Consider the following 24,493-nt stretch of genomic DNA (forward strand, 5'->3'; position numbering starts at 1 on the left):
TGGGCTCGCCAACAAACGCGCGGTTGGCGTGTTCCGCCTTTGTTTTTTTGTTCTAGCAACCTCAATTCATGTCTGATACGACGCCCAAAAAGAAAAAACCTGCGCTGCCTAGCCCTGCCCCCCGGCCGGGTATGCAGCTCTGGGCGCTGATTGGTCTGGTAGTGCTCATCCTGGGGATGTTCTACTTTCAGCGCAGCGCCTCTCTGGTAGAAATTAAGCAACAGGAATTTGAACAGATGCTGGCGGCCGGTGATGTGGCCGATGTGGCGCTGGTGAATGACCGGCAAGTAAAAGTCACCCTAACCAAAGCCGCGCAGCAAAAGCCAGAGTACAAGCGCAAGCTTACGCCCCGCAGTCCGCTGATGGTACCCAACGAAACCGGACCGCAGTTTGGCTTCCGGGTGGTGGATGGCAAGACTTTCAAGGCCGACCTGGATAAGCTCCAAGCCGCCGTGCCCGCCAACCGGCAGGTGGGGCTGCGTGTGGCCCCCGATGAAACCAGCTACGGCGACTATATCACCACTTGGGGCTTCATGATTTTGTTGCTGGTGGGCTTCTGGCTGCTGATGCGCCGCATGAGCGGAGCCGGTGGACCTGGCGGCCAGATTTTCAACATCGGAAAGTCGCGTGCAGCCCTGTTCGAAGGCGGCGACAAAGTGAAGATTACCTTTAAGGACGTAGCTGGGCTGGAAGAAGCCAAGGAGGAAGTGCAGGAAATTGTGGAGTTCCTCAAGAACCCTTCTAAATTCACCATCCTGGGCGGTAAAATTCCGAAAGGGGCGCTGCTGGTGGGTCCTCCCGGCACGGGTAAAACCCTGTTGGCCAAGGCTGTAGCTGGCGAGGCCGATGTGCCGTTCTTCTCCCTCTCCGGGTCCGACTTCGTGGAAATGTTTGTGGGTGTGGGTGCCGCCCGGGTGCGCGACCTGTTTAAGCAGGCCAAAGCCAAGGCACCCTGCATCATCTTCATTGATGAGATTGACGCCATTGGCCGTAGCCGCAGCCGCGGCAACGTGCCGGGCGGCAACGATGAGCGGGAAAATACCCTGAACTCCTTACTGGTGGAAATGGATGGCTTTGGCACCGATTCCGGCGTCATTATCTTGGCCGCTACCAACCGCCCCGATACCCTCGACTCGGCCCTGTTGCGCCCCGGCCGCTTCGACCGGCAAATCAGCATCGACAAGCCCGATATCAACGGCCGCACCCAGATTTTCAACGTCCACCTCAAGCCTCTGACCCTGGGCCCCGACGTGGAAGCCAAGAAGCTGGCCGCCCAGACGCCCGGCTTTGCCGGGGCCGAAATTGCCAACGTCTGCAACGAAGCCGCCCTCATTGCCGCCCGCCGCGACAAAAAGATGGTGACTATGCAGGACTTCACCGACGCCGTGGACCGCGTAATTGGGGGCCTGGAGAAGAAAAACAAAATCATCAGCCCCGGCGAGAAGCGGATTGTGGCCTACCACGAAGCCGGCCACGCCATTGCCGGCTGGTTCCTGGAGCACGCCGACCCGCTGGTGAAGGTGAGCATTGTACCCCGGGGCGTGGCCGCGCTGGGCTACGCGCAGTACCTGCCCCGCGAGCAGTTCCTTTACAACACCGAGCAGCTCATGGACGAAATGTGCATGACGCTGGGTGGCCGGGCTGCCGAGGAGCTGGTGTTCGGTAAGATTTCGACCGGGGCCCTATCGGACCTGGAGCGCATTACCAAAGTAGCCTACAGCATCGTGACGATGTACGGCATGAATGCCAAGCTCGGCAACGTGTCGTTCTATGACTCCAAAGGCCAGAATGAGTACGGCTTCACCAAGCCCTATTCGGAAGCCACGTCGCAGATGATTGACGAGGAGGTGCGCACCATCATTGCGCAGGCATACATCCGAACCAAGGAATTGCTGACCGAACGGCGGCACGAGCTGGAAGTGGTAGCCAAGGAGCTGCTGGAAAAGGAAATCCTGCTGCAAGACGACCTGGAGCGGCTTGTGGGCAAGCGCCCCTTCGACAGCCAGACCACCTACCAGGCCCACATGGCCGGCACCGACCGGTCGGAGACGCTCAGTGAGCGGAAGCAGGAACACGCCGGGTTGCCCCTGGGCAACGACCTGCCCGACCTGAACCTACCCGGCGTAAATGAAGGCCCCGACGCCGCCGGAACAGCGCCGGAACCCAATGGTACGGCTGTAACGCCCGCGTAAGCGTATCTAAACACACCAGAGCCGGGCTTCTCACGTGAGAAGCCCGGCTCTGGCGCGTCTGTTAAAGGGATGTTACATTTCACCGGCTGGGTCGAAACCCGCCAGATACACCCGAAAAGCGGTTAGCTGTTGACCCTTGGCAAACCCCTGGTCGGCAATGGCTTGGCGCACGCCGGGCAGCAGTTCCAGCAGCCAGTGGTTGAACGCCGTTTCCGTAGCTTCCGGACTCAAGAATTTCAGGGGTGCCTGGCTGGAAATAGGAGGTAGTGTGTTCATTACCAAGTTGTTTTGGCGATGAAAAACTAAAAATGTGCCAAGCAGAAGTCGGGCAGATACCATGCGCTGAGCCACCGGCCCGCGACTAACTCCGAAAGACGCTGTACTGGCTGGCTAGGGCTATTTAACACCGAAGCAGTACGTGAGTATGCCAAAATTTTGTTGCTGAATTTACCCTCCGCTTCCGTCTTTCCAGCGGCTTAGCTCCTGATATGAGCCTGCGTGGAAGCGTAGCCGACGGTAGCGTAAACGCCGTACCTTTACCGCCATGTCGGATACCTCGCGTGAACTTGTGCTGCGCCGCATTCGGGAGTCGTTGCGGCAGGTGACTCCACAGCCGGAGCGCCCCGATTTTGCGACTCCATTGCACCCCCGGCCCGCTCCCGGCAACGACCTGGTGGTAGCTTTTGCGGAAAGCTTCGTGCGGGTAGGAGGCGTGTTCTTCTTCTGCGAATCGGAGGAGCACTTCTACGACCAGCTGTTTGCCTACAAGCAGGAAAAAAACCTGGAGCACCTGTACGTGTGGGAGCCGGAGCTGAAAAAGCTGCTCCACGCCGGCAACATTGTGTTTCAGGGAGATGAAACCGACTTTGTGGAACATGCCGACGCCGGCCTTACTACCTGCGAAGCCTTGGTGGCCCGCACTGGCAGCGTGCTGGTATCGGCCGCTACGGGCAGTGGCCGGCGCCTGAGCATCTATCCGGATCAGCACCTGATTCTGGCCCGTACCTCTCAAGTTGTTACTGACATCGGCGACGGACTACGGCTACTCCAGCAGAAATACGGGCCCGATAAGCTGCCCTCCATGATGTCGCTGACAACTGGGCCCAGCCGTACGGCGGATATTGAAAAGACACTGGTGCTCGGGGCCCACGGTCCGCGCAGTATAGTATTGTTTTTATTGGATGACGCGCCCGCCGCAACTACCTGACCTGGCACTGCCACCCGGCCGCCGGGTATATTTCGCCTCCGATTTTCATTTGGGTGCCCCCGATGCCGCCCGCTCCCGGGAGCGGGAGCAGCGCATTGTGCGCTGGCTGACCGAAGCTGCCCAGGATGCCGCCGCCGTCTACCTGCTCGGCGACATCTTCGACTTCTGGTTTGAGTACCGCCACGCCATTCCGCGCGGATTTGTCCGTTTGCAGGGCAAGCTGGCCGAACTCACGGACGCAGGTATTCCGGTGACTTTTTTCACCGGTAACCACGATATGTGGATGTTTGACTACTTTACTAAGGAGCTGAATATTCCAATTCTGCGACACCCGGTAAGCCAGCGCATTGGGGGACACCAGTTTCATATTGGCCACGGCGACGGTTTGGGCCCCGGCGACTACACTTACAAATTTCTCAAGCAGGTATTCGCCTCACCGGTGGCACAGTGGCTGTTTGCCCGCCTCCATCCCAACCTGGGTATTGGCATTGCCAACAGCTGGAGCCGGCACAGCCGCCTGCAGAATGGTGCTGCCGACGAGCAGTATTTCGGGGAGGAGGAATGGCTGCTGACGTATTGCCGGGAGGTACAGCAGCAGTTTCCGCACGAGTACTACGTATTTGGCCACCGGCACTTACCCCTGGACGTAGAAGTAGCCCCCGGCAGCCGTTACGTGAATCTGGGTGAGTGGGTCAATTATTGCTCCTACGGCGTATACGACGGCCAGCAGCTGTCCTTGCAGCATTATGAGCGTTAGGAGGGAGAAAATACTGATCTATCGGATGGGGCAGGCGGGGGCAGCAGTGGCTGCCCGGGCCTGCCGCTGCAGGCCTGTGCGCTTCGCCTTTGCGGTGGGCTTGTGTTTGCTCCGAGGCCAGGCACTTTTCTGCTTGCTCGCGCTTTGTCTGCCACTTTCTCTCTTTGCGCAGTCGGCGGGCTCCGTAGCGCCGGCTGGGCAGGCCGCACCGGTTGTGGCGACGCCGGGGGTATCCGGGGCGCCGGCCCGCCCAGTGACTAGCCGGCAGTTAGTGCGCACCCTGCCGCTGAGTCAGCCTGGGGCCGCTTCCTTGGACCGCCGCGGTAATCTGTATGTAACCGATGCCCAGAATAATCTGCATCAGTACAGCCCCGATGGGCAGGCCCTGAATACCTTTTCGCCGGCCTTGCCGGGCCATACCATGCAGGTGGAGGCCTGGAATACGGCTAAAGTGCTGGTGTTCTACGATGACCGCCAGCAGCTGGTGCTGCTCGACCGGTTTATGGCCCCCATTTCGGAGCTGGCCCTACCAGACTACCTCGACGGGCAGGCCCGGGTGGTCACGCTGGCTCCCGACGACCGGTTTTGGCTGCTGAACGAATCGGACCTGACCCTGCGCCAGCTCGACGTCAGCCAGAAGCGCTTTACCATTACCACCCCGCTCGATCTGCTGATTGGCCGCTCCCGGCCCGATTTCCGTTTTCTGCGCGAGTACCAGAACAACCTGTACTTAGTGGATAGGGCGAGTGGGGTGTACGTGTTCGATAATCTGGGCAACTACCGTAAAAAAATACCTTTTCCTGGCCTTACCTACGTTGGCTTCCGCGGCGACGAGCTGTATTATCTGGCTGCCGACGGGGTGCATTTCTTTCACTTGTACACCCTGCAGGAGCGCACTATGGCCCTGCCTACCACGGAGGCGACGCAAGTGCTGGTGGGAGAACAGTACGTATATATGCTCACGTCTGTCGGCGTGCAGGTCTATGCGCTGTAGAGTGTTGGGCTGGTGCGGGAACCTGCCTGGCTTACCTGAGGCAAAGGCCTTTACAACAGAACCTGGCCTCATTCAGCACCCCATCCGGAGCGGACTACCGCGCCCGGACTATGTCAGATACTCTTACCTCTCGAAAATCACGCTATAGCTGGGTGTTGCTTCTCCGGAACCAGCCATTGGCAGTGAGCCGTGCCAGGGAGTGGGTGCCAGAAAACCGGGCCGGAATGCCAAAATTTCGGGGATGCCAGTGGGTGGCAAGCGGAGCGAAGAGGGGGATTTGTGCTTACATTTGAAATTAGCTGCTCCGGTGGCTTTTCTTTGCTACTCTGCTCTGCCACAACCAACTCCATGTGTATGTCCGTTGCCGAATTCTGCCGCGCTGGCACCTTGTTTCTGTTGTTCAGCATGGGTATATCGGCAGGGTGGGCACAACAGAAAGCGGCTCCCGTACGGAGCCGGCTGGCCCCGGGGCTGGAGGCCAGTAACTCTCCTCGCTCGGTGCGGGTGAGCGTGACGGATGAAATAGCTTTTCGGAAATGGCTGGCCCAGGAACACGCGAAGGCCACGGTACAGGCCGAGCCCGGTCAGGTCCGGCTGCTGCGGGTGCAGGGCATAGCTCCGGCAGCCCTGGCAACCTGTCCGTGGGTTGACTTTGTGGAAGCTGCCGACCGGCGCGCCCGGCCGGAGCGCCAGCTCAACGGTGCCGACTTTACTGCCAATAAGGTAACCACCGTGCACGCCCGCTACCCCCGTATTACGGGGCAGGGGCTTACGGTATCGGTCAAGGAAAGTCCTCTGGATATCAACGACATCGATTTTAAAGGGCGCCTTGTAAATCCTGACCCCCAGGCCCAGCTGCTGAACTCCCATTCCACCATCATGGCTACCCTGATTGCGGGTGGGGGCAACTCTGCGCCCACTGGCAAAGGTGCCGCCTGGCAGGCCCGAATTGCCCAGTCGAGCTATGATAATTTGCTGCCCGACGACGGCGCGACCCTGGCGGCCCAGGGCGTATCGGTGCAGAACCATTCCTACGGGGTAAGCGTGGAAAGTTTCTACGGGCTCGAAGCCCGTGCCTATGACCAGCAGGCGCGGCAATACCCCAGCTTGCTGCACGTATTCTCATCCGGTAACTCGGGCACCCAGCCTGCCCCCGCCGGATCTTATGCCGGGTTGGCGGCTACCGGTAACCTAACCGGCGAATTCAAAAACTCCAAGAACAGCCTGAGCGTGGGCGCTACCGATGCCTTGGGGCAGGTAGCCCCGCTTAGCTCCCGGGGCCCCGCTGCCGATGGGCGCGTGAAACCCGAACTGGTAGCCTACGGCGACGGGGGCACCTCCGATGCAGCCGCCCTGGTATCCGGAGTCAGCCTGCTCACGCAGCACGCCTACAAAGAGCGGTACGGAAGCCTGCCTTCGGCATCCTTGGTAAGAGCGGTGCTGCTGAACACGGCTGATGATTCCGGCCGGCCCAACGTCGATTTTGTGAGTGGCTACGGGCAGGCCGATGCCCTGGGGGCGGTGAAAACCATGCTGGAAGGTCGTTTTCGGGAAGGTACCATCACGCAGGGTGGGCGGCAGGCCATTTCTATTCCGGTACCGGCCGGAACTCACCGCCTGAAAATCACCCTGGCCTGGACCGACCCCGAAGCGGCCGCAAATGCGCCGACTGCATTGGTAAATGACCTGGACATGACCTTGGTGGATGGGAATGGGACCCAGGTGTGGCAACCCTGGACGCTCAGTACCTACCCTCACCTCGACTCGCTGGCTTTACCGGCCCGGCGGCGGCCCAACCACCGCGACAATGTGGAGCAGATTACCCTCGACTACCCCCCAGCCGCCGGAGCATACACAGTGCAGATAAGCGGTTTTCGGGTAACACAGGGCCCCCAGGCCTACAGTGTGGCCTATGAGTTCGAATCGGCCCTCACCTGGGTACACCCCTCCAACGCCCGCAACCTGCGGGCAGCCGAGTCCGCGCTGTTGCGGTGGCAATGGGCAGGCCCGGCTACGGCGGCCCGCCTGGAGTATCGGCCCGTTGGGCAAACCGCCTGGACGGTAGTAAGCTCTTCTCTGGATCTGGCCCAGCAAACTTTTCGGTGGACCGCCCCGGCCGCTCCGGCGGTAGCGCAGCTTCGGCTGCTCACCGGGGCGGGCAGCACCGAGTCGGATACGTTCTTTGTGGCCCGTCCCCTGTTGCTTAATGTGGCCTACACCTGCCCCGATGAAACCCTGCTCACCTGGAGCCGCGTGCCGGGTGCCGCCCAGTATCAGGTGTATGCCTTAGGCAGCACCCACCTGCAGCCCTATCGGATGGTTGCAGATACGGCTTTGGTGCTTACGGCTACCGAAGCCGCCGCCCGCTATTTCGCCGTGGCCCCCGTAGTGCAGGGGCGCACGGGAGAGCGAAGCGGCACCGTAGACGTGGCCCAATCTACCCACGGCTGCTATTTCCGCTCCTTCCTGCCTCGCCAGTTGGTTACCGATACGGTTCGGTTCGACCTCACCCTGGGTACTACCTACCGTGTGCAAACCCTCAGTCTGGAGCGCCGGGCCACCGATGGAAGCTTTACGTCAATACAGACGCTGGCACCGGTTAGTACTACTTCTCTGGCGCTAGCCGACCCGGCCGCCTTGCCCGGCCGCAGTGAATACCGGGTTCGGCTACTGCTGACCACCGGCCAGGTATTATACAGCCAGCTCGAGGAAGTATATTTTATACCCTCTATTGCCGAAGTACAAGTATATCCGGTACCCGTAACAGCCGGAGAGCCGCTTACCGTGGTGGGCCCACCCGATCAGCTGCTGCACGTTCGGGTGTTCGATCTGACCGGCCGCCTGCGCCTGGACGTGCTTTCCGATACGGGCACCGTAAAGCTGTTGGATACCACCATTCTGAACCCAGGCGTATACATGCTCCGGATCAGCACCCCTGGTGGCCGTGAGGTAACCCGGCGGATAGCAGTACGCTAAACGCCGGGTTAGCCCTGCAGCCCTGGTAGTGGCAGGCTCTGTTGGGCGGATAAAATCTGCTTCCTGGTCCGGAAGGTAGCCAGTGTACAATACGGCTGGCGGGGCAAGCGTAGAAATAGGCTACACTACCCAAACGCCCAGCCTGCCAGGCTGCTCCTGGGGCCTGCCAGCAGGAGCATCAGGCAGGCTGTCCAGGCGCATTACCCACCTGGCGCAGCCCGGCTACGACCAAAAAAAGCCCCCACCTCAACGAGGTGGGGGCTTTTCCGTTGTGAGAAGCTAGAGCTTAGTACACGTAGTTCAGAGCCGTGCGGTCGTTCGAGTTGAACGGACGGTTGGCACCCGAGCCAATGCAGGCCAGCATCCAGGAGTTTGGATCTGGGCCCGAAGGAGTGCCGGGGATGTACACGGCACCAACCGTGCTGGCTCCTTCGTTTACTGCCGAGCCACCGCAGCTATACTGGCGGCTCATGTAGTCGGTGTGGCGGAAGCCAATGCAGTGACCTACTTCGTGCGCCAGAATGGTAGCAATGTAGGTGGTAGCGTTGGCCGTGCCAATGGCAGCCGAGTTAACCGAAACAGAGCCGTAGGGGTTGCCGCCGGAGGGGAAACCAGCCGACGCCAGGTAGCTGGATCCGGAAGGAGCCGCGCTCAGAACAATGTTGCCACCCGAAGTTACCCGGGAGAAACGCAATTGCAGATTTTCGGCGTTGTAACGACGAATCAGCTCGTCGGTGGCGGTAATGTAAGCGGAGGGCAGGCTGCTGGCTACCCGGATGGTGATAGTGCGGGGCAGGCCACCTACCAGGTTGGTGGTGCGGTACTGCTCGTCCTGTCCAACCCGTACCATGCTGTAGTCAGGCTTGCTGGCAAGCATTTCGTTGGTCAGCAGAATGTCGCCTTCTACCAACACACCGCCTTCTACTTTCTGAGCACCAGTAGCCGTAAAGCCCAGCGCCTTAATCTGGCTGATGGTAGCTTCCGATACTTCATTCTTTACCTCAACATTGGCTTTTTCCTGACACGACGAGAGGGACAGCGTGGTGGCTGCCAACAGCGCAAGTGGGGCGAGTACTTTTAGTGTTTTCATGTGTTTTGGTTGTGAATTGGTTAAAGAACGTGTCAAACATAGCGTATCGTTAAGGATATTTCAAAATTACACTCGATTAATTGTCAAAATTATATACGGCAATTTGCCCGTTTTATGCCCCTGCTCAGAAGGTGTGGGGGCTGTGCAATAGGATTATATGGTTTTATGAATTTTTAATGAAAAATGCATTTCAGTTAAACTGAGGCACAATTCTCTCTGGTTTAGATACTAGTATGGCTGAGGTTACCAGGTGCCCAAAAAAATATTTCACCCGAAGAAGTTTTTTTGTTCCACAGGACTGCATATCAGGCTAAGTCGGGGGGTAATGGCCGCCCCGGCTATTTGCCTATCTTTGTAAACAACCGATTTCATGCGGCTTCCTTTCCCCGCCGCTTAACTATAGATCTTTCAAGCCGTGGCTTGCTCATCCTGCTCCTCCGGCGGGGGTTGCTCCACTACAAGTGCTAAGGGCTGCGGCTCTAAAGGCAGCTGTAGCAGTGGCTGTACCCGCCTTAATGTATTCGACTGGCTCCAGGACCTGGACGTTCCCAGCGACTTTCGAGAATTTGACCTGGTGGAAGTCCGTTTCAAGGGCGGCCGTAAGGATTTCTTCCGCAATAAAAGCCGCCTGCCCCTTATCACCGGCGACGCGGTAGTGGTAGAGGCGGCCGGTAACGGCTGGCATCTGGGTCACGTGTCGCTGAAAGGCGAACTGGTGCGCCTGCAGATGAAGAAGAAAAAAGTGCCCCTGGACTCCAAGGAAATCCGGCCCATCCTGCGCATTGCTACTGAGCAGGATGCGGAACGCTGGCAGGCCGTGCGCGACCTGGAAACCGGCACCATGTTCCGGGCCCGGGCCGTGGTAGACGAGTTACGCCTGAAGATGAAGCTCTCCGATGTGGAATATCAGGCTGACCGTACCCGCGCCACCTTTTTCTACTCCGCCGACGACCGGGTGGATTTCCGGGACCTGATCAAGCGCCTGGCCGATGAATTCCGCGTACGGGTAGAAATGCGTCAGATTTCCCTGCGCCACGAAGCCGGCCGCCTGGGCGGTATCGGCTCGTGCGGGCGGGAGCTATGCTGCTCCACCTGGCTCTCCGATTTCAAGAGCGTGAGCACTACGGCCGCCCGCTACCAGAACCTGAGCCTGAACCCCGCTAAGCTGTCGGGGCAGTGCGGGCGCCTCAAGTGCTGCCTTAACTATGAGCTTGATACCTACCTGGACGCACTCAAGGATATTCCGCAGGTGCAGCGCCCCCTGCTCACTGAGCGGGGCGAATATATGCTGCAGAAAACTGACATCTTCAAGCGCAAGATGTGGTTTGCCGTGCGCGGCGACAATAACTGGGTGATAGTACCCACCGAGCGGGTGCGCGAAGTGCTGGAGTTAAACAAGCGCGGCGAAAAGCCCGAAAGCCTGTTGCTGCCAGTGCGGGAAGAAGAAAAAGCTCCGGAGGTTACGGCCATTGTAGAAGGCTCGCTGGAGCGCCTCGACGATAAGATTAAAGCCTCCAAACGCAGCAAGCGCGGGAAAAAGAAGAAGGGCGAAGAAGCTGCCTCCCCAGTTGCCGCTACTAAACCCAGCCGTTCCGGCCGGACTGGTGCTACCGAGCCCCGCGTTGCGGCGTCAGCCGATACGGCGGAGGCTACCGGAGCCGAGACTCCCGAAGAGCGGGCCCGGCCTCGGGGTGCGGCGGCCCGCCCCCTCAACCGGCGCGGCCGCGGCCGGGGAGAAGGCAAACGCCCCGACGCTACCCGCCCGGGGGAGGGCAACCCTCCGGCCGCCGATGCGCCTCGGCCAGCCCGGGAGGGTAGCAGCCGCTCGCCGCGCTCCGGCAGCGAAACCTCCGGCGGTCCGGCTCGTTCGGGCGGAGAAGCCGGCGAAGGACGGCGGAGCCGCTCCGGTCGCCGGGGAGGCCGCTCCGGTCGGGGCGGCGCATCAGAGGGTTCCACTCCGTCGGCTTCCTAACCAGCATTTGTATGCGTTTTTTGCTCCGATTAACCCCTATTTTACTTGCAGGGCTATTAGGTGCCTGTAACCCCAACGAGGTTTTTGAGAAAAACACCGACCTCAAATCACCCGCAGGAGAGCCCTACGTGTGGGCGGTACAGGACAAACCGACTTTCGAGTTTGACATTCCGGATACCACCCAGCGCTATAATGTGTACTTCAACATCCGGAATGCAGCCGACTACGAGTTCTACAACCTGTACGTGCGGCATACGCTCACCGGACCCGATGGGAGGCCCATTTCGCGGCAGTTGCACCAAATGCTGCTGATGGACCCTCAGACCGGAGAGCCCCGGGGCGACGGTTCAGGCGACATTTTCGACCACCGGTTTCTGGCCTTGCCGAACCAGAAGTTTTCCCAGACAGGGCCCTACAAAATCATGCTGGAGCAGTACATGCGCCAAGACCAGTTGCGTGGTATTATGGCGGTGGGCGTGCGCGTAATGAAACGCCCGTAGTAGCACCGGCACCCCATAAAAAAAAGCCTGTCGGATATACCAACAGGCTTTTTTATGGGGTGCCGGTGATGAGCTAAATGCGCTCTACTTTCACGGCATTCTGCCCTTTGCGGCCATCAATAACATCGAACGATACACGGTCGTTTTCGCGGATTTCGTGTACCAGGCCCGTTTGGTGCACGAAAATCTCCTGGCCATTTTCATCCTGAACGATGAAGCCGTAGCCTTTTGATTCATTAAAAAACTTCACTTTGCCGGTTTTCATAGCGGGTGTAAGCGGTTGTGGGTTGAAAGAATGGCGGTAAATCTACACCGTTTTCCAGATTGGCAAAAACCCTGGGGGCGGAACGTCGCCGCGTAGGCTGCGTATGAAACGGGTAGTTTTCACTTGTCTTCCCGCACCATGCCCGACGCACCCACTCCCGCCATGCCCGCCAACGAGCAGAACGCCACGCCACCGCCGCCAACGCCGGCCACCCCCGAAGCCGGTATGCCTGCCGAACTGCATACGCCCGCCAATACCACCGCCCAGCAACCATTTGCCCAGGACCGCAACCATGCGCAAAACGAGGTGGCTGGTGCTAGCCGGGGCGAGTTTGGGCGGCAGTCGGACCAAGGAAGCACGCAGGGCGGCTACGGCAACGAGGCCAGCCGGGGCGCTGCCACTTACGCCGGCACCCTCGATACGCCACCGGCTACCTCTGGCTACGTGGGGGAGCGGGAACAGCGCCAGGCGGGCTTTGCCTCCGAGGAAAACGGCAGCTTTGGTACCCAGGCGGTAGGAGCCGGCACGCCCACAGGTTCATCGGTGGGGGCGCATTTTGCCAACGATAACGCCGCTCCCCAAGGACCTGATTCTGGCTTTGCGCCCGATTACGGAACATCTTCGTTGGGTGGAGCACCCAACGCCGGGGCGCAGCCGGTCCCCAGTCAGCGCAATCAGCAGGAAGATTATACCCCCAACCATCCTGAGGGCGGACCCCAGGGCCTTCGCACCGGGGCCGCTCCCACCAATGCTCCCGCAGCCACTGACGAAGCGGAAGCTACCCCTTCTGAGGGAACCCGCAGCGGCTATACTGCCGGGGGCTCGCCAGATGCGCAGGGCGGAAGCGAAAAAGGATTCGGCTCGAAAGGCGGCTCGTATAATGATGAGTACGACGCGGCGGCTCCCAGCCAGCCCGCAGGCTCCCCAGCCCGCGGGGACTTCGGGCGCGAGGATGGTGCCCAAAACTATGGCAACGCCTCCGACGACCGTACCCAGCCGGAACAGTCGCCGGATTACGGGCCTGCACCAGGCCGCAGTGGCTCCCCTGACTAACGCAGGGCACCACTGCTAGCGAGTGGCCGCCCACCCGGTTACCTGCTCCGGCCTGCCACTGCCAGCCTCAGGGCTGGGATGGCAGGCCGGCTGGTTTTCGCGCAGCCAGGAACAACCGGCCTTTCTCGTTGCTGAAAACAAAATCCTGGTTATTGATGAATACCAGGGCCTCAGTTTGCCCGGATTTGGGGATGGAAATAGTGGTTTTCAGCCCATCGAACAAGCGGCGGCCGGGCAACCGCTCAAACTGGAAGACGTAGCCGGCGCCCAATAGAGCTACCCGGTGCCCGTCGGGGCTGATATCGGCGGCGGTAACCCAGGTAGGCAGGCGCAGGCTGTCGGCCAGGCGGGCGGTGTAGCGGCCGGGCTGGGCGGGCACCACGTACTGTTTTACCAGGCCGCTGGTACCCCGGTTTTTGGTGAAGAGGTAGAGGCTATCCTGATAGTAATAAAAAGCCTCGCAGTCGAAGTTGCGTTGGGGCTTCCGGGGCGGGAAAGACTGCTGATCGGGGTAGCGGATGTGCAGTGTATCCACTTGCCGCAGCTCGGGGCCGCTGAGGCGGTAGATACGCAGGTTCCGGCGCTTGTTCTGGTTGTTGCCAAAGTCGCCGATATAAAGGCGGTGGTCTTCATCCTGAGTTAGATCTTCCCAATCAATATTCTGCAAAGGTTCCAGGTCCAGGGCCTGTAGCAAGTCGCCCTGGCGGGTTATGCGGTAGAGGTGGGCCGTATTGCCGCCGTCGGCGTGCGTCCACAGGTCGCCCTCGGGACCGGCATTCTCCAGGCCCGAGCTTTCCCGGGCTCGGGAGCTGATGCGGCCAATTTCGGAAATAGTATAGTGTGCGGTGGCATCGGCAAAGGAGCCGCGGCCCTGGTCGGAGGAGCACCCGGCAACTACTGCTACTACACAAAGGGCACAAAAGCGGAAGGAAGGAACCATACAGAGCGGGGCCGGGGGCAGGGGTCAGCCGAGTTTCTGCCAGCTTACGCCGAGCAGGGGAATTCGGCCGCCGAAATTGCGGATTTTACTGGTTATGGCCGTTAGGGGCCAGCCGGACAAACCGGTATCTTGTTGGCAGCCCTACCTCATTCTGAGTCAGTTGTCCGGCATGCGCTACTTCATTTCCCTGCTTGTTGCTTCTTGTATGTGTAGTGGTGCGGCCCTGGGCCAGGTGTCTGCCACTCCCGATTCGGTGGCCGTTTTGCCCACGGCACCACCGGCGCCGGCGCCAGTGGCACCGTGGGCAAAACGGCCGGCCGTGTGGCGGGTGGCCCTGCCCGTAACCCTGGTTACGCTGGGCTACCTCAGCCGCAACGAAAACCTGCTGGATGAGCTGAAAGAAGAAGTGCACGAAGAAACCCGGGAGCATTTCCCGCACTTTCGCACCCGTCTCGATGATTACACGCGCCATGTACCCGTGTGGGGCGCGTATGGCCTCTACGCCGTGGGGCTGAAAGGGGAGCGGGGAGTAGTGCCATTTACCGTCTGCTACGGGCTGGCCCATGCGCTGAACACCGGTATAGTAAGCCACTTAAAGCGCATCAGTCGTACCCGCCGGCCCGATGACCCTACCGATTTCAGCTCATTCCCTTCGGCGCACACCGCCGAAGCCTTCATGACAGCTACGCTGCTGCACGAGCAGTTCGGGAAGGGCCGCCCCTGGTTGTCGGTGGCGGGCTACAGCGTGGCCACCGCTACCGGGGCAATGCGCATGCTCAATAACCGACACTGGGTGACGGATGTACTGGCAGGTGCCAGCATCGGGTTTCTATCGGCGGAAACCGTATGGCGCTTGTACCCGGCCGCCACCCGCCTGTTGCCCGAGAAGCTGGGGCGCAAGTTGCTGCTGGTGCCCACGTATGTGCCCGGCGGCAGCGTAGGAGTAATTGTCCGGTATGGGCTATAGGCAGCAGGCCGGCACCACATGCTACGGAATAGGAGGTAGGTTTTCCCTGCGCAGTATGCTGTACTTCACCGTACCCAATACCCATTCCTCTGCGGTTAGCGCAACATCAGGTAGGGCGCTAGTTTTTCCAGCGTAGCCGCATCCAGCAAGCGGATCTGCCGCAGGTCGGTGGGCTGATGAAACGGCCCGTGCTGCTGCCGGAACGCCACCAGCACCCTGGCCAGCCGCTTGCCCACGTACGGATGCGCCTGGAGCACTTCAAACGAAGCGTTGTTCACATCAAGGAGCTCAGGGGCGAAGCCGGGCGCTACAAACGTGTACTTGCGCAGGCTGTCTACCAGATCGGGCGCGTCGCGCAGGGCATAAATTTCCGTGAGCTGATCTTCCCGCAGAAAACCGCCCAGCCGCTGCCGGTACTCCACTACCCGCCGCGCATAGCCGCGCCCGATACCCCGGATCTGCATGAGCTGGGTGGTGTCGGCTGTATTTACATCGAAGGCAGCCAGGCGCGCCGGCTTGCGGGCAAACCGGCCGGATGTGGCCTCAAACGGCTGCCGGTCGGGGTAACGGCCGGATTGCGGGCGGGCATATGCGGCGGCCTCACGCGGCGGCAGCTGCTCCGGCAGCTGGATGTAGGGAGCCAGCCGGGCGTACGTAGTATCCGAAAGGCCATACGCTTTCCGAATCTGTTCCTTGGCCTTGAAGCCGCCCACTACATTCTTGTACTTTACCAACCGCTCGGCCAGCCAGGCGGGCAGGCCCCGGGCCTGCCAATCGAGGGCCGAGAAGGTATTGGGGTTGAATGGAGCCAGCGCCACCTGCGGTACCCGGGGCCGAGCGGCGTAGCTGCGGCGCGGGGTGCGGGGCCCAAACCGGGGTTGGGTTGTGCGGCGAGCGGCCAGCTCAGCGGCCCAGCTGTTGAGCCGCTGTTGGTCGGGGCTGGGGTTATAGTGCGGCAGCGCCGGCCGCAGCAGGGTGGGCAGCCACAGCCACAGTACCATCAGGAGCAGTAGCAGCACAAAGCCTGAGGTTTCGCGGCGGGAAAAGCCAAAGTAGCGGCGCAGTTTCCGTTGCAGAGGCTGTAGCAGAGGGCGGCAGGATGCAGAAGGCTGAGCAGGTGCCGGACGCTGGGCAGGAGCAGGCATAACGGGATACGCAACGGTAACGGATACAACCGCTGAGTTTAGAAGGAAAGCACTAGAATAGCAAGCCTGCACCGTAGAGCGGGTGCCCCCAAGCGGTGCCTCAGCCCGTAAGCGAGGCTACCTACCTGTTCCCGCAAACCAGGACACCGCTTCTATTAAACCACGGGCGGTGGGCTTACTTCCGGATTTTAACGTCTACCTCGTAGCGGTAGCGGGGCGGCCCTCCCAGCGGCACGGCAAAAAAGGGCAGGGCCACGTCATACTGATCGGTTACGTAGAACACCAGGTCGTTGGTGGCTTTGGAGAGGGAGGTAAGCTGTAAATCCAGGGACAAACCATGCTCCTTATCCGATATCAGGTGGGTGCTGCTGGTCCAGGCGTTGTCGCCGCTGGCCTTGGCTGGGTGGCCATTCTTGGCCACGCTGAAAATTTTCAGGGCCACATCCCCATCAATATCGAAGTTGCTTTGCTTGATGCTCACCACGTGGTCGTTCACGAAGGGGTAGAGGTGCGTTTTGGCCCGCTTCTGGGGCGAAAGGCGGAAGCTGTACTCGTAAGTGAAGGCGTTGCCGCCTTCCACAGGCACATTCTGGGTGGGCGAGGTGCTCATGAAGTAGCGGTACAGGTTACCGTCGTCGCCGGCTTTACCCTGGGCCACGAGCTTGAACACGTAGCCGTCAAATTCCTTTACAAACTCGCCTTCCAGGGGGTTTAGCGGCCCAAAGGTGAACCACTTGTTATCGTAGGCCTTATCGGCTCCAAATTTTGCCTGCTTCAGCAGGGTACCGGCCCGGAATTGGCCTTTGGGCTCGGTGGCGCGGGCATCGGGGGTAGAGTGGGCCCCGGCGCCGCCGTACAGGCTGAACTCGGTGCTGGTATTCCAGCCAAACTTAGCCTCATCGTACTGGCCGCCACAGTCGGGGTCGAACACGCGGATATAGACGGGCTGGCGGTTTTCCTTGGGCACCAGAAAAAAGAACGTCTGGGTGAAGTCATCGTCGCCCCAGCTTTTGTCGGCCTGGCTGCCAAACGTGACCAGAAAGGCAATATTTTCGCCAGGGTTGGGCACGGCCTGCCCCGAGGCGGCACGTACCGAAAACAGGAAACCGGTGAGCAACAAGCCGCTCAGGGCCCGCAGAAAAGACAATGCCATATCCCGAAAGTACCGCCCGCAACGGAATTTCGGTAAATCACTCGGCCAAATACTGGTTTGCATTGCCGAAACCGCGCCGGGCCCGTATCATTACAGCGTATTCTGCCTACCCACCAGTTAGTTTCTATGTCCTCTACCACCCGTACAACCGATTTTCTGGATGCCCTGGCTGCCGATGTGGAGCGAGTGCGGGAAATTACCAACCGCCGCTTCCGTCCCCTTACCGACGACCAGCTGAACCGGGGCCCCGGGCCCGGTAAGTGGAGCGTGGGCCAATGCCTGGAGCACCTTAATATTGTGGGTGGGCTGTATCTGCCAGTTATCAACCGCAAGGTGAAGGCAGCTAAGGAGCGGGGCTCCACTCCGGCCGAAACGGTGGCCCACGGCTTCTTCGGCCGCAAGATGACGGAAGCCATGCGCGTACCCGCTACGGAGAAGGCCATGAAAACCCCCCAACAATACGCCCCCAGCGGCTCGCGGCTGCCGCGTACGGTGCTGGAAGTATTCGGACGGCAGCTGGACGAGCTCAGTGGTCTGATTGAGCAGGCCCGCACCGTGAATGCCAACGCCATCCGCATTCCTAACCCCATTATTCCGCTGCTACTACCCCGCCTGACGGATGCCCTGGAGTTGCTGGTGGAGCACATGAAGCGCCACATCCGGCAGGCCGAGCGGGTACTGGACGGCCGGGAGCTGTAAGGAGTTGTTGAATCAGAAGAACGTCATGCTGAACTTGTCGAAGCATCTCTACCGCTCCGTTAGATAGTATGTAACGAAGCGGTAGAGATGCTTCGACAAGCTCAGTATGACGTTTCACTATCAACCAAAAAAGTCCTGCTGGCCGCTTGCCGGCGGGACTTTTTTGGTTGATGCCAGAAGATTTCTGCCGGTGCACGTGTGGAATCCGGCACCGGCCGGCATCTGGAGTTTTACCAACTTGCTCCGCTTAACCGTTACTGCTGCATGCGTCCTTTCCTGCTAAGCCTGTTTCTGCTGCTGATGTTCTTTGCCACCGGTTCCTCCCAAACGACTCCGCCCGGCGCGAGCGGCCCTAACCCGGCGGCTTGGAAAAAGATTGACCAGCTGCTGGCTAAAGACCAAACGGCCTCGGCGGCTAAGTTGCTGGAGCCGCTGTACCAGCAGGCCCGCCGCCAGCAGAACACCCCCGAGCACCTGCGCACGTTGCTGTACAAGCTGCGCCTGCTGGAAGCCCGCGAAGAAGAAGCCGACGTGCAGACCATCCGGCTGGTGGAGCAGGACCTGCAGACGGCCCGGTTTCCGGCCCGGCCGGTGCTGCACAGCCTGCTGGCCCAGCTCTACGCCCGCTACTACGATAACCACCGCTACCAGCTCTACGACCGGACCCGCACCAAAACCGACACCGCCGACCAGAGCCGCCAGGACCTGCGCACCTGGGATGCGGCCCGCCTGGGGGCGGCCGTGGTGCAGCACTACCGCGCCTCGGTGCAGGAGGAACCCCGCCGCCAGCAGCAGTTGAAGCTGGCCACGTTGGGCTACCTCACCCGGGGCGGCAGCACCGAGGGCCGCAAGATGCGCCCCACCCTCTACGATTTGCTGGCCCACCGCGCCGTGGAGGGCCTCGGCAACGATGAGCTGTACATCACCAAGCCCGCCCAGCAGTTTGAGCTGACGGATGCCGCCTTGTTCGGCCCCGCCCCGGAGTTTGCCCGCCTGAAGCTGACGGCCCCGCCGGCCGATTCCCTGAACGGGCAGTTCCACGCCCTGCAGGTGCTGCAGGAGCTGCTGACGTTCCGCCTCCAGGATGCCGGCAACCCCGCCGCTTTGGCCGATGCCGACCGGCTACGGCTGGAATTTGTGCACGAACACGCGGAGCTGCCCAACAAAACCGATCTGTACCGCACCGCTTTGGCCCGCGCCGCCGAGACGTATAAAGCCCTGCCCATCAGCGCGGAGTTACGGGTGCTGGAAGCCAGTACTTGGGAAAAAACCGACCCCGCCAAAGCCCACGCACTGGCCATAGCCGCCGAGCAGCAGTTTCCGAAATCCCGGGGGGCACAACAGGCCACAGCGCTACGCCAGCGGCTGGAGCGACTGGAGCTGAGCTTTACCACCGAGGACGTGCTATTGCCGGGACAGCCCTGGCAGCTGCGCCTGACGGTGCGCAACGCCCCGCGCCTGTACGTCACAGCCTACCGCATCAGCAGTACACAGCTGCTGCGGCAGCTGGAGCGGCCCGAGCTGTACGAGGATAAAACCTGGCAACAGCGCTACGCCCGCGCCCTGGCTGCCCAGCCCGCCGCCACCTGGACGCTGGACGTGCCCGGCCCCCACGACTTCCGTAGCCACACCGTGCAGCATGCCGGCCCGGCCCTGCCGCTGGGGCACTACCTCATCGTGCTGAGCACCACCGCCAGCAACCCCACCAAGGAGCAAGCCGGCGCGGTAACGGCCTACAGCCAGGTGCAGGTGAGTGAGCTGAGCTATGTGCGTCGCAGCGCCGACCGCACCGAAGGCCCCGAACTGTTGGTGTTGCACCGCCAGAGCGGCGCGCCCCGGCCCGGTGTGCGGGTGCTGCCGTTCTTTCAATACTACGACCAGAAAAAGCGCGAATACATGCAGCGGCGTGGTGAGCTACTGACCACCAGCACCGAGGGCCAGACCCAGATTCCAGTAGGCCAGTTCACTGGTGAAAACACGCAGATTGAGGCCGCCCTGTTCACCCAGGGGGCTGATTCGCTGCTGATGACCGAGAGCCTGGGCTACTTCACGCCCCGCCGCAACCAGCTGGACCGCCCGGAAGAAGCCCAACTGCGCACTTTCCTATACACTGACCGCGCCATCTACCGCCCCGGCCAGACGGTATACTTCAAAGGAATTCTGACGGAAACGCTGGCCGGAAAATCGAAGTTGCTGACCAAGCGGGCCGTGAGTTTGCGGCTGGTGGATGTGAACGGGCAGATGGTGAAGTCGCTCGATTTCGTCACTTCCGAATTTGGCTCCTTTCACGGCTCCTTTGTATTGCCCACGGGGCTGCTGAACGGGGAAATGTCGTTGCAGACCGAGTACGGCAGCCAGAGCTTTGCGGTGGAGGACTACAAGCGGCCCACGTTCCAAGTGACGTTTGAGCCGGTGAAGGGCACGCCGGTGCTGGGCCAACCGGTAACGGTGCGCGGTAAGGCCACCGCCTACGCCGGTCAGCCCATCGACGGAGCCACGGTGAGCTACCGGGTGGTGCGGCGCACGTTCTGGCCCTTCTTCGGCCGGGGCGGCTACGGCGGCGGCCGGCCCGAGCAGGAAATCCTCAGCGGCACGGCCCGTACCGATTCGGCCGGGGGCTTCGCCATCACCTTCGAGGCCAAAGGCGACGCTGCGGCGGCCAATAAGCGCGGCGGCTGGGGACCCGGCTACGCCTTCGAGGTAACGGCCGATGTGACGGACGCCGCCGGCGAAACCCGCACCGGCACCCAGCGCGTGAGTCTGGGCACCGAGGCCCTGACGCTGCGCATGGAGTTGCCTGAGCAACTTAACCGCGCCGAGCTGCCCACGCCCCGCCTCCTCAGCACCAATGCCGCCGGCGAGGCCCAGCCCGCCCGGGGCCAGCTGCGCCTCTACCGCCTCACGTCACCCGCCCGGCCGCTGCGCCCCCGCCTCTGGGAGCAGCCCGAGCGCGAGGCCCTGAGCCCGGAAGAATTTAAGCGCCGCTTTCCGCTGGATGTCTACGGCCGCGAGGACAACGACAGCACCTGGGCCCGCACGCTGGTGCTCACCCAGGACTTCGATACCGACAAAACCCCGCTGCTGCCCGCCCTGCAAACGGCCCTGGCCGCCCAGCAGCCCGGCCGCTACCTGCTGGAAGCCACCGCCGCTCCGGCCGTAGCCAGCCAGCCCGAGGCCCGCACTGAGCAGCGATTCACTCTCTTCGACCCCGCTGCCACCACGTTGCCCGTGCCCACGGCCGACTGGTTTGTGCCTTTGCAGGACAGCGTAGCGCCCGGCCAGACCGCCCGTTTTCTGGTGGGTAGCTCCCTGGACGGGGCCCGCGTGCTGCTGGAAGCCGAGGCCAAGGGCGAAACCCTGCGCCACGAGTGGCTGACCCTGCCCGCCGGTGAGCAGCGCGTGGTGGAAGTGCCCGTGCCCGCCGCCCTCGGCGAAACCCAGCTCTACGTGCATCTCACCCAGGTGCGCGACAACCGCCTCTACACCCACACGGCCCCTGTGCAGGTGGCCACGCCGCCCGCCCCGCTGGTGCTCAGCATTGCCACCTTCCGCGACAAGCTGCAGCCCGGCCAGAAGGAAACCTGGCGCGTCACCATCCACCAGACCAACGGCCAACCCGCCGACGCCGAGCTGCTGGCCACGCTCTACGATAAGTCGCTGGACGTATTCCGCCCCCACGATTTCGCCGCCCCGGAATTCTACCGGCACTACTTCCCGCCCACGTTAGCCTGGCAGGGCCGCTTCGGCACGGAGGATGGAGAGGAGTTGTTTGACGGGCAGCAGGAAATTGATTATGTAGCGGAAGTATGGTATCCTCACCTGAGCATGTGGGGATTGGATGGAAATGATGAAATTCCGGATCAGGAGGAGTTGAAGGATAAACGCCTTAGAACGGTTGTCAGAGCCGATGCGCAAGTAGCAAGAGGCAATGTCATGATGGAAGCTGCTGCAGCCCCTATGGCAGCTCGTGCGATGAAGTCGGCAGTTCCGCTTTCCATCAAGGCCGATTCTGAAGTTCAACGCTTTTCTGATTCAGCATCAGCGCCCGGCCGTGGTGCCGCTCCAACTCAGCCCGACCTCAGCACCGTGCAGGCCCGCAAGGATTTCCGGGAAACGGCCCTGTGGATGCCCGCCGTGCGTACCAATGCCCAGGGCGAAACCGTGCTGGAATTCCAGCTGCCCGAAGCCGTGACGCGCTGGCAGCTGCTGGCCCTGGCCCACGACCAGCAGCTGCATACCGGCCTGCTACGCCGGGAACTGGTTACGCAAAAGAGCCTCCAGGTGACGCCCAACGCCCCCCGCTTCTTCCGGGAAGGCGACCAGCTGACCTTCTCGGCCAAGCTCAGCAACCTCACCACCCAGGCCCTCAGCGGCACCGCCCAACTCCTCCTGCTCGACGCCCGCACCCAGCAGCCGTTGGAAAGCCAGCTTCTCAAAAGCCCCGCCCAGGTCAGCTTCAGCCTCAGCGGCAACCAGAGCCAGGCCGTGCGCTGGAACCTCACCATTCCCGAAACCACCGAAGGCCAGCTCCCCCTCGAAGCCATTACCTACCGGGTAGTAGCGCGGGGGCAGGTGAAAGAATTAAAAATTAAAAATGAAGAATTAAAAAATGGGCGTAAGGACCGCAAACAGCGCCGCCAGAACAACCGGACAACCGACAACCAACAACTAACAACTGTAGAAGATGGTGAGGAAAACACCCTGCCGGTGCTGCCGAACCGGGTGCTGCTGACCGAAACGCTGCCGCTGGCAGTGGTGGGGCCGGCTACCCGGGAGTTCGAGCTGAAGAAGCTGACCAGCACCACCTCCGGCACCCGCCGCAATTACTCGCTCACGCTGGAGATGACGCCTAACCCGGCCTGGTATGCCGTGCAGGCGCTGCCCTACCTGATGGAGTACCCCTACGAGTGCTCCGAGCAGACTTTCAGCCGCCTCTACGCCAACCTGCTGGCCGCTAAAATTCTGCAGAGCAACCCCCAGCTGCGCACCATGCTGGCCGAGTGGCAGCGCGCCGCCCAGTCTGGCGACAAAGCCGCCCTCACCAGCAAGCTGGAGCAAAACCAGGAGCTGAAGGCCCTGCTGTTGCAGGAAACGCCCTGGGTGCGCGACGCTCAGAACGAAACCGAGCGGATGCGCCGCCTCGCCGAGCTGTTCGACGAGCCCCGCCTCAAAGCCGAAACCGCCCGCGCCCTCGCCAAGCTCCGCCAGATGCAGCTGCCCGACGGCTCCTTCCCCTGGTTTGAGCGCATGCCCGCCGACCGGTACATCACCCAGCTCATCGTAGCTGGCTTCGGCAAGCTGCAGAAGCTGGGGGCCTTCGATGCCCAGCAGGACCCCACCGCCCGCCAACTCCTGCAAAACGCCGTAGCGTATCTGGATGGGGAGCTGCAGCGCGACTACACCCAGCTCCGAAAGCAACCTAAGGTAGATCTGAAGCAAGACCACCTCGCCGACCTGCAGGTGCAGGCCCTGTACGCCCGCAGCTTCTGGCCCGCGCTGGCTCTGCGCAAGGAGGCCCAGTCGGCCCAGGCGTACTACCAGCAGCAGACCGCCACCTACTGGCCGGGCCGCACCCGCTACCTGCAGGCCGAAATGGCCCTGGCTTTGCACCGCGCCAAAACCCAGCCTGCCACCGTGAAGGCCATCCTCACGGCTTTGCAGGAAAACGCCCTGCACTCCCCGGAACTGGGTATGTACTGGAAGGACGTGCGCGGCGGCTACTACTGGCGCGAAGCCCCCACCGAAACCCAGGCCACGCTCATCGAGGCCTTCGATGAGGTGCTGAATGACCAGAAGTCGGTGGATGAAATGAAGCTGTGGCTGCTCAGCCAGAAGCGCGTGCAGAACTGGGAAAGCACCCGCGCCACCGCCGACGCCTGCTACGCCCTGCTGCTGCGCGGCACGAGCTGGCTGCAGCCCACCCAGCCCCTGAAGGTAACGGTAGGAGGGAAGCCCGTGCAGCCCACCAGCCAGCAGGCCGGCACCGGCTACTACAAAGTAACCTGGCCCGCCGCCGACATCAAGCCCGCCCAGGGCCGCGTAACGGTGCAGAAGCCCGACGCCGGCGTGGCCTGGGGCGGCCTGTACTGGCAGTACTTCGAGCAGCCCGAGAAGCTGACGGCCGCCGTGGGCGGGCTGCAGCTGGAGCGCCGCCTGTACCGGGAGCAGCGCACCGCCGCCGGCCCCGTGCTGGAGCCCCTCACCGCCCCCACGCCCCTGCGCGTGGGCGACGTGCTGGTGGTGCGCCTAGTGCTCCGCGCCGACCGGAACCTGGAATACGTGCACCTGAAAGATCAGCGCGCCGCCGGCCTGGAGCTCATCGGCCAGACCTCGGGCTACCGCTACCAGAGCGGCCTGGGCTACTACGAGAGCCCCCGCGACGCGGCCACCAACTTCTTCATCAGCTACTTCCCCAAGGGCACCCACACCTTCGAGTACCGCCTGCGGGCGGCCCAGGCCGGCAACTTCTCCGGCGGCCTCTCACAGCTGCAGTGCCTGTACGCTCCCGAGTTTACGGCCCACTCGGCCGGTACGCGGGTGAGTATTTTGGGGCAGTAGAAGAAAGCTGTTCTAGGGTGTATTG

Annotated in this window: 17 protein-coding genes; 11 read left to right on the plus strand and 6 right to left on the minus strand. The window is 61.6% G+C overall.

The window, feature by feature from the left end:
- Positions 1 to 68 precede the first annotated feature (68 nt).
- The gene (gene ftsH, locus EI290_RS06640; RefSeq protein ID WP_125427964.1) at positions 69 to 2,192 is read left to right on the plus strand and encodes an ATP-dependent zinc metalloprotease FtsH; all 2,124 of its coding nucleotides are present in this window, start codon (positions 69 to 71) and stop codon (positions 2,190 to 2,192) included.
- Between the two features lie 72 nt (positions 2,193 to 2,264).
- Here ftsH and EI290_RS06645 read toward each other — a convergent pair whose 3' ends face one another.
- Positions 2,265 to 2,468 carry a hypothetical protein gene (locus EI290_RS06645; protein ID WP_125427965.1) on the minus strand — a complete coding sequence of 68 codons (204 nt, stop codon included), beginning with the start codon at positions 2,466 to 2,468 and terminating at the stop codon, positions 2,265 to 2,267.
- 268 nt (positions 2,469 to 2,736) lie between these two features.
- Here EI290_RS06645 and EI290_RS06650 point away from each other — a divergent pair, with 268 nt between their 5' ends.
- The 4 genes from EI290_RS06650 to EI290_RS06665 all read left to right on the plus strand — a co-directional run bounded on the left by EI290_RS06650 (position 2,737) and on the right by EI290_RS06665 (position 8,126).
- On the plus strand, positions 2,737 to 3,399 hold the full coding sequence (locus tag EI290_RS06650; protein ID WP_125427967.1) for a LutC/YkgG family protein: 663 nt from the start codon (positions 2,737 to 2,739) through the stop codon (positions 3,397 to 3,399).
- A complete protein-coding gene (locus EI290_RS06655) occupies positions 3,374 to 4,156 on the plus strand; it encodes a UDP-2,3-diacylglucosamine diphosphatase (protein WP_125427969.1) in 783 nt (260 codons plus the stop codon). Before EI290_RS06650 ends, EI290_RS06655 begins: the two co-directional genes overlap by 26 nt.
- A 271-nt stretch (positions 4,157 to 4,427) precedes the next feature.
- Entirely contained in the window at positions 4,428 to 5,150 is a 723-nt protein-coding gene (locus EI290_RS06660) for a hypothetical protein (RefSeq protein ID WP_125427971.1), read from the plus strand.
- 354 nt (positions 5,151 to 5,504) lie between these two features.
- The gene (locus EI290_RS06665; RefSeq protein WP_185816874.1) at positions 5,505 to 8,126 is read left to right on the plus strand and encodes a S8 family serine peptidase; all 2,622 of its coding nucleotides are present in this window, start codon (positions 5,505 to 5,507) and stop codon (positions 8,124 to 8,126) included.
- A gap of 286 nt (positions 8,127 to 8,412) precedes the next feature.
- Here the strand turns inward: EI290_RS06665 and EI290_RS06670 are convergent, their stop codons facing one another.
- Positions 8,413 to 9,216: a M57 family metalloprotease gene (locus tag EI290_RS06670; protein ID WP_125427975.1), complete on the minus strand. Its 804-nt coding sequence runs from the start codon at positions 9,214 to 9,216 to the stop codon at positions 8,413 to 8,415.
- Positions 9,217 to 9,790: 574 nt separating this feature from the next.
- Here EI290_RS06670 and EI290_RS06675 point away from each other — a divergent pair.
- Together EI290_RS06675 and EI290_RS06680 are read left to right on the plus strand one after the other, a co-directional pair.
- The gene (locus tag EI290_RS06675) at positions 9,791 to 11,188 is read left to right on the plus strand and encodes a PSP1 domain-containing protein (protein WP_246008875.1); all 1,398 of its coding nucleotides are present in this window, start codon (positions 9,791 to 9,793) and stop codon (positions 11,186 to 11,188) included.
- 11 nt (positions 11,189 to 11,199) lie between these two features.
- On the plus strand, positions 11,200 to 11,688 hold the full coding sequence (locus tag EI290_RS06680; RefSeq protein WP_125427979.1) for a gliding motility lipoprotein GldH: 489 nt from the start codon (positions 11,200 to 11,202) through the stop codon (positions 11,686 to 11,688).
- Between the two features lie 73 nt (positions 11,689 to 11,761).
- Here EI290_RS06680 and EI290_RS06685 read toward each other — a convergent pair whose 3' ends face one another.
- The gene (locus EI290_RS06685) at positions 11,762 to 11,953 is read right to left on the minus strand and encodes a cold-shock protein (RefSeq protein WP_125417967.1); all 192 of its coding nucleotides are present in this window, start codon (positions 11,951 to 11,953) and stop codon (positions 11,762 to 11,764) included.
- 138 nt (positions 11,954 to 12,091) lie between these two features.
- Here EI290_RS06685 and EI290_RS06690 point away from each other — a divergent pair, with 138 nt between their 5' ends.
- Positions 12,092 to 13,006 (plus strand): hypothetical protein, encoded by a 915-nt coding sequence (locus EI290_RS06690; protein ID WP_125427981.1) that lies wholly within the window; start codon positions 12,092 to 12,094, stop codon positions 13,004 to 13,006.
- A gap of 67 nt (positions 13,007 to 13,073) precedes the next feature.
- On the opposite strand, the gene EI290_RS06695 is transcribed toward EI290_RS06690, so the two are convergent.
- Positions 13,074 to 13,946: a hypothetical protein gene (locus EI290_RS06695; protein ID WP_125427983.1), complete on the minus strand. Its 873-nt coding sequence runs from the start codon at positions 13,944 to 13,946 to the stop codon at positions 13,074 to 13,076.
- Positions 13,947 to 14,151: 205 nt separating this feature from the next.
- On the opposite strand from EI290_RS06695, the gene EI290_RS06700 reads away from it, so the two are divergent.
- A complete protein-coding gene (locus EI290_RS06700) occupies positions 14,152 to 14,913 on the plus strand; it encodes a phosphatase PAP2 family protein (RefSeq protein WP_185816875.1) in 762 nt (253 codons plus the stop codon).
- Positions 14,914 to 15,008: 95 nt separating this feature from the next.
- On the opposite strand, the gene EI290_RS06705 is transcribed toward EI290_RS06700, so the two are convergent.
- Both EI290_RS06705 and EI290_RS06710 read right to left on the minus strand, forming a co-directional pair.
- Positions 15,009 to 16,058 (minus strand): ComEA family DNA-binding protein, encoded by a 1,050-nt coding sequence (locus EI290_RS06705; protein ID WP_125427987.1) that lies wholly within the window; start codon positions 16,056 to 16,058, stop codon positions 15,009 to 15,011.
- A 175-nt stretch (positions 16,059 to 16,233) separates the two neighbouring features.
- Positions 16,234 to 17,211 carry a hypothetical protein gene (locus EI290_RS06710; protein ID WP_125427989.1) on the minus strand — a complete coding sequence of 326 codons (978 nt, stop codon included), beginning with the start codon at positions 17,209 to 17,211 and terminating at the stop codon, positions 16,234 to 16,236.
- Positions 17,212 to 17,337: 126 nt separating this feature from the next.
- Here EI290_RS06710 and EI290_RS06715 point away from each other — a divergent pair, with 126 nt between their 5' ends.
- Both EI290_RS06715 and EI290_RS22850 read left to right on the plus strand, forming a co-directional pair.
- Complete coding sequence (locus EI290_RS06715; RefSeq protein ID WP_125427991.1) at positions 17,338 to 17,910, plus strand: DinB family protein; 573 nt, start codon at positions 17,338 to 17,340, stop codon at positions 17,908 to 17,910.
- A 264-nt stretch (positions 17,911 to 18,174) separates the two neighbouring features.
- Complete coding sequence (locus tag EI290_RS22850) at positions 18,175 to 24,468, plus strand: alpha-2-macroglobulin family protein (RefSeq protein WP_125427993.1); 6,294 nt, start codon at positions 18,175 to 18,177, stop codon at positions 24,466 to 24,468.
- Positions 24,469 to 24,493: the final 25 nt, after the last annotated feature.

Source organism: Hymenobacter metallilatus, assembly GCF_003944705.1.
In the GTDB taxonomy this organism is placed as follows: domain Bacteria; phylum Bacteroidota; class Bacteroidia; order Cytophagales; family Hymenobacteraceae; genus Hymenobacter; species Hymenobacter metallilatus.